The 5,225-nt window shown below is 54.5% G+C and carries 7 protein-coding genes; 1 reads left to right on the top strand and 6 read right to left on the bottom strand.

All coding sequences use genetic code 11. From position 1 onward, the window contains the following. The coding region (locus IKP20_08630) for a DNA polymerase IV (protein ID MBR4505010.1) at positions 1 to 1,141 on the bottom strand (1,141 nt) is incomplete at its 3' end. Positions 1,142 to 1,326: 185 nt separating this feature from the next. Between IKP20_08630 and IKP20_08625 the strand changes: the two genes are divergently transcribed. After that, positions 1,327 to 1,905, top strand: a complete 579-nt coding sequence (locus IKP20_08625; GenBank protein ID MBR4505009.1) for a hypothetical protein — start codon at positions 1,327 to 1,329, stop codon at positions 1,903 to 1,905. A 414-nt stretch (positions 1,906 to 2,319) separates the two neighbouring features. On the opposite strand, the gene IKP20_08620 is transcribed toward IKP20_08625, so the two are convergent. The 5 genes from IKP20_08620 to IKP20_08600 form a co-directional block, all read right to left on the bottom strand. Next, positions 2,320 to 2,694 (bottom strand): TfoX/Sxy family protein, encoded by a 375-nt coding sequence (locus IKP20_08620; GenBank protein ID MBR4505008.1) that lies wholly within the window; start codon positions 2,692 to 2,694, stop codon positions 2,320 to 2,322. A 3-nt stretch (positions 2,695 to 2,697) separates the two neighbouring features. Next, positions 2,698 to 3,150 (bottom strand): effector binding domain-containing protein, encoded by a 453-nt coding sequence (locus IKP20_08615; GenBank protein ID MBR4505007.1) that lies wholly within the window; start codon positions 3,148 to 3,150, stop codon positions 2,698 to 2,700. Between the two features lie 99 nt (positions 3,151 to 3,249). Next, a complete protein-coding gene (locus tag IKP20_08610; protein MBR4505006.1) occupies positions 3,250 to 3,666 on the bottom strand; it encodes a hypothetical protein in 417 nt (138 codons plus the stop codon). Positions 3,667 to 3,735: 69 nt separating this feature from the next. Continuing rightward, the gene (locus IKP20_08605) at positions 3,736 to 4,641 is read right to left on the bottom strand and encodes a CPBP family intramembrane metalloprotease (protein ID MBR4505005.1); all 906 of its coding nucleotides are present in this window, start codon (positions 4,639 to 4,641) and stop codon (positions 3,736 to 3,738) included. Positions 4,642 to 4,710: 69 nt separating this feature from the next. Further along, positions 4,711 to 5,225, bottom strand: a 515-nt coding sequence (locus IKP20_08600) for a chloride channel protein (GenBank protein MBR4505004.1), incomplete at its 5' end; no start/stop codon positions are given.

The raw sequence follows: 5,225 nt of genomic DNA, 5'->3' as shown, positions 1-5,225 counted from the left end.
TGTCCCTGTCCACGGATTCTCTGTTCAGCGTGTCCAGATCATACCTCTTGCGTATCGATTCCAACTTCTCCTCGACAGCGCTGCCGTTCTCCGCGATGCCCATCAGGGAGTCCAGCGTCCTCTGCTTGGGATCCTGCCTGACCAGGTTGTACACGTACACCCCGATGCGTCTTACGGGGCGGAAGGGAATCTCGTCCAAGATGGACATGGCGGATTCGTGCAGCTCGACCGGATCGCGGCACATCTTCATCATCTTGTTCGAACCGAACGGCTCCCTGTCGCTGTACGCTCCCGCGACCCCTATCCCGTTGCCGAACTTGCCGTATCCTTCCAGGACGTTCGCTATGTCCACGCATACAAGGAAGACGACGTCCGACAGCAGCCAGTAGTCGTCGATGTCCTTGAGGAATGTCAGGCTTCTGCTTATCGATTTGGCGTCCTCCGGGATGCGCGGGGTCACCGGCCTCATATCGATGCCGTCGGCAAGATCGATGATCCTCTTGGCTTGCGACCCCAATATGCTGGCGACTTCGGCTCTGTTCTCGCGGACGTCCCTCACGGTCCTGATCCCGTGGCAGCCGAGCTTCTCCGAAGTCCTTGGGCCGATGGAGTTGACCTCGCCTATGTCGCGATCCTCCATAAGGTCCACGAAATCATCAGGCGACAGTATCTCGAAGTATCCGTTAGGCTTCAACTCCTCGCTGCCGGTCTTGGCGGACACCATGTTGTATCCGAGGCCGACCGAGCATCCCATCCCCATCTCCTCGAGGACGCGACGCTGTATCTCGTGGGCGAAGCGTCTGGCCTCATCCAAGTCGCGGGCCGTGTTGGTGACGTCAAGGTAAGCCTCGTCCAGCATGACCGGCTCCATGATATCGGTGTACTCGGACCAGAGCCGGTGCAGCTCCTCGGAGACGGCGCGGTACTTCCTCAGGTCGCCGTTAATGAACACAGCGGATGGGCAAAGGCGTCTGGCCTCGGACACGGACATGCCCGAATGAAGGCCCATCTCCCTGGCTGGATAGTTGCAAGTTCCAACTACCTGGACCTGATCCGCCGGCGAGAGAATCGCAACCGGCCTGTTCTTGAGCGAGGGGTCCTCCCTCATCTCCACCGAGGCGTAGTAGCAGTCCATGTCCACGTGGATTATGATCCGGTCCAGATTATCGCCTCGACAAGTGATGCTGTTCTGATTGATGTCTCGTATATAAATCGGGTACGAAGGGGGACTGGAGCGAAAGTGGCATTATGCAGGTTTCGTCTTTTCATACCTCGCCTCCTTCTCCTTTCGTTACAGATAATAAGCTTCAAACTATATCGGGAGGCATGTCGGACCCTTCTCTGAATGTGCTACTGGACAAGTTCGCCGCCGGCGAGAAGATATCATACGACGACCCCATTTTCAAGCTGCTGGATACTTATGCGGCGAAGGCTCAGAAGGTCACCGCCGAGATCAATTCGGGATATCACGACCAGGAGGAGCTGAGGGCCCTCATGGGCCGTCTGATCGGCAAAGAGATGCCCGAGAGGTTCATGCTGTTCCCTCCGATCTATGCAGATTTCGGTAAGAACATAACACTTGGGGAAGGGGTATTCATCAATTCCGGATGCTGTTTCCAGGACCAGGGCGGAGTACGCATAGGTGACGGGTGCCAGATCGGTCATCAGGTCGTGTTCGCCACCATTGACCATGACATGGATCCGGACCATCGCCACGATGTCATGGCTTCTGAGATTGTCCTGGAAAGCAACGTCTGGGTGGGCTCCCACGCCACGATTCTGAGGGGAGTCACCATCGGACACGACTCCATCGTAGCCGCAGGTGCTGTGGTCACACACGACGTTCCGCCCCGCACCCTCGTCGCCGGAGTGCCGGCCAGAGTGGTCAAGAGGATAGACGATTGATGGGGCTCATGCTGCCTCTTTCTTGTCAGCGTTCCTCAGCCGGTCGAATGACGAACACCGGGAGGCGGATGAAGGCGGCGATGAAGGACGCATGCCCGAATACAGGGTTCAGGTCCAGCCCCGGCCGCAGCACTATCGACGACATGGATGTCGTGTAGAGGATAGCAATGTATAGATCCATACTCCGTCATGTCGAAGCTTTCAGGTATGGACTCGATCGAATCAATCGCTCGGAGCGGTGCTAGATCGCCCCGGAGCAGAACAAGTTTCAGAATTCTCCGATCTGGCGGTCCTTGACGCATCCGAATCCGCACTTGGGGCAGACTCCGGCATACATCTGGGAATCGGTCCAGCAGTATCCGCAACAGATGTTGCTGCAGCAATGCTCGTATCTGTACATGGTTGAGAATCGGATTATTCTGTACTTTTATCTTCTGGACGGGTGCAATACATGCATCTTACATGAACAAGGGATGCTGTCCGACGAAGCGATCGCTTGCGTCTGGGCAGCTCCTCGACCATGGCATCAACGACGTTCCTCAGAAGCTCACCGTCGTACGGTTGTGGGAAGAGTATCATCTCTCCTCCGCCCTCGTAAGGGAAGTCCGAGGGGAAATCGGCCAGCATCGTGGCGGAAGACTTGGTGATCTTCAGAAGCAGCCTGTTGTCGTAGATCCCGCCGAACAGCACCCTGTCCTTGTAGAGAAGATATTCCCCCATCATTTTGCGCGAAGTAATCTCCGGCAGAATCTCCTTGACGGACTCCAGGGTCGAGGCGTCGGACGGCAAATCTCATCCCTTCACGCCGATATAGATGTGGATCTCGCAATTGTCGGGGTCAGCGTTCTGGTACTCCTCGAAATCGAAGACGAATGTGCGATCGAGGCCCATTTTCCACAGCTCCTTCCAGAATTCGCCTACCGCCGTCATCATGTTGCCGATGACGACGAACTTCGCATACTTTCCAGCGGGAAGCGTGCGCACATCGAAGCCGTCAGGAACATCTCCATCCACGGCGCATCCAGCCATGAACGTGTATTCTCCGTGCTCGTCGCCTTCATAATCGGTGTAGATCCCCATCGTTTTGCCGGTGGTCTTGTTAGGTATCGAAGAGTATCCTCCTTCCGAGAACAGCTTTTTCCAGGTTCCTCCGATGACGGCTCCCATGTCAGGTGAGGAATTGCTGGTACGGGCTACGAATCCAGCAATCATGGTTTCTTTCAGTTCTACCAGCTCGTATTTCATCAGGAAGGCATCAAGGTCAGAATCTTTAATTGTTGAGGGTCTTTGTTTATCGGTAATTGATTAGGGCAGATTAGAGCAAAATTATTTGCCCTAATCAATTCAATGATTTATATCGGGATTCTGGCTGTCCCTCATCATCTGATACAGGGCTTTTTCTAGCTCATGGTACCCTTTGGGAAAATTCTCCGAACCGCTTGCGCGTATTCTCCTTCCTTCGTTGACCACTGCTGACATGGAGAACATGACCCCGTCCTTGACTCCGTAAGGGTGTTTGCCTTGAAAACCGTCCCAATCCATCAAGTTGCATTCATTCAGAAGGTCTATGAACGATCCAGTTTCCTGCTTGAACTTGGCTATCGAGTATCCTTCTTCATCTTCCGAAACATAAGGGTTGCTCACTGTAATGGAAACCTCCTGACCTTCGCAGACGGCCTCGTAAAGAAATGCGGAGCGCATGGCAGAAATCTTCAGGCTGAAGCATTCGAAAGAATCGACCTTTTCCCTCTCGAAGAACATGGTTAACCTGTGAAACAGTGCTGTCTGGGGTATTAAAGCCTCTGTGCTGGGGATTGTCGGTCAACCGCTTCAGTCCCGCTCCCACATCTCCCTGAGACTTCCTTCGAACGGCTCGTTCAGACTGTTCTTCGGGACGTAGGATCTCATTTTGAAGAGCGACCTGGTCGCGAGAACCGTTCCGAGCACGCACATCACCATCAGCGGGATAGTGCCTGCCCCATCGAAGAATACATCGAAGCACGAGATGAGATCGAAGGACGAATGCATCACTATGGTCGCATGGACGCCGTACTGGATATACACGTAGCCGAAGAGCATCCCGGAGATGAAAGTGTCCGGAAACTTCATGATGCTCCATCCGTCCAGATGCATCAGTCCGAACACCACTGAGGACAGTATAAGGAATGTCAGAGCCGTTCTGCTAATCCCGAATCCGCCCAGCATGTTCTTGGCGCATCTAGGATGTCCTTTCAACAGACAGACCAGCGCGACAGGAAGGCCTATCAGCAGCATACGGCAGAGGAACTCTTCTTCAGGTCCGGCGCACATCATGCAGACCATCAACTCGTAATCTGTCATTCCGGAGAGAAAATCCTCCGTGATGCTTTCCCCTATCAGATCAGACAGCAGTATGACGGCAACACTGGTGAATGCGGTGATGGAGAACAGCATCCCCGCCTTGCTTACAGATGCCCTCATGAAGCGGGCGTCTTTCTCGTCGTCTGGACAGCCGCTCATCCTCTTCGACAAGTCCTTGATGAGCAGTGCGAGGCATACGACGAAGACCGCAGCACAGATGAGCGGATACGTAACACCCAAGGAGTCATCGCTGCTCGTGAGTATATAAGCCTCTCCAGGCGCTGCCGCGACTAGGTAGGCCAAGGAAATCACGGAAGCCGCCATCATTATTGCAACGGATATCCGCGTGCAGACGACGTACAGCTTATTGTTAGGGTCTCTGAGATCAATACTCATTCGCATCGACACTTCTATCGAAACCGAACAGGCTCATATCTGTTGCTGACAGAACATTCGGATCTGCCGTCAGGTCGAGGCTTCGTCTTCGTATGCAGCAGGAGCGGGACCGCCTCTCCCGTCCACCAATCTGGCAATCCAGCCTCCGATCACTGCAGCTACGAAGATCCAGAAAACCATGCGGAACGGGAAGCAGAGAAGCAGCAGCATCGTGACAGCCAGTGGCTTCTTCATCTGGGCTCCGAGCGTGGCTGCTGTCAGCACACCAGCAGCGAACGCCACATGGCTGAACGAATCCGGGAACAACAGCATGGACATTCCCATCCCGAGGCAAGAACATGCGAAGATCAGCGGGAAGAAGTGTCCCCCTTTCAGGCCGAAGCGAAAGCAGAACGCCGTCATGAGGACTTTCAGCACGCACAGTCCCATCAAAGCCCATGCTCCAAGCCCTCCGAATCCGCCTATAAGCTCTGCCATCTGGTCCTCGCCCGAGAACATCGCCATCGGCACCATCATGCACATGATTCCCACGATGATTCCGCAGAGAGTCTCCTTCAGCACCGAAGGAACCTTCTCCGCGCCTC

Source organism: Candidatus Methanomethylophilaceae archaeon (assembly GCA_017524805.1).
Lineage (GTDB): Archaea > Thermoplasmatota > Thermoplasmata > Methanomassiliicoccales > Methanomethylophilaceae > Methanoprimaticola.
The sequence above is the reverse complement of the archived record's forward strand: the minus strand, read 5'-3'. Positions and strand labels throughout refer to the sequence as shown.

Bases quoted from the DNA above. Each gene is read 5' to 3' on its own strand.
- IKP20_08625 (MBR4505009.1), top strand. From the start codon at position 1,327: ATGTCGGACCCTTCTCTGAATGTGCTACTGGACAAGTTCGCCGCCGGC.
- IKP20_08615 (MBR4505007.1), bottom strand. From the start codon at position 3,150: ATGAAATACGAGCTGGTAGAACTGAAAGAAACCATGATTGCTGGATTC.
- IKP20_08610 (MBR4505006.1), bottom strand. From the start codon at position 3,666: ATGTTCTTCGAGAGGGAAAAGGTCGATTCTTTCGAATGCTTCAGCCTG.
- IKP20_08605 (MBR4505005.1), bottom strand. From the start codon at position 4,641: ATGAGTATTGATCTCAGAGACCCTAACAATAAGCTGTACGTCGTCTGC.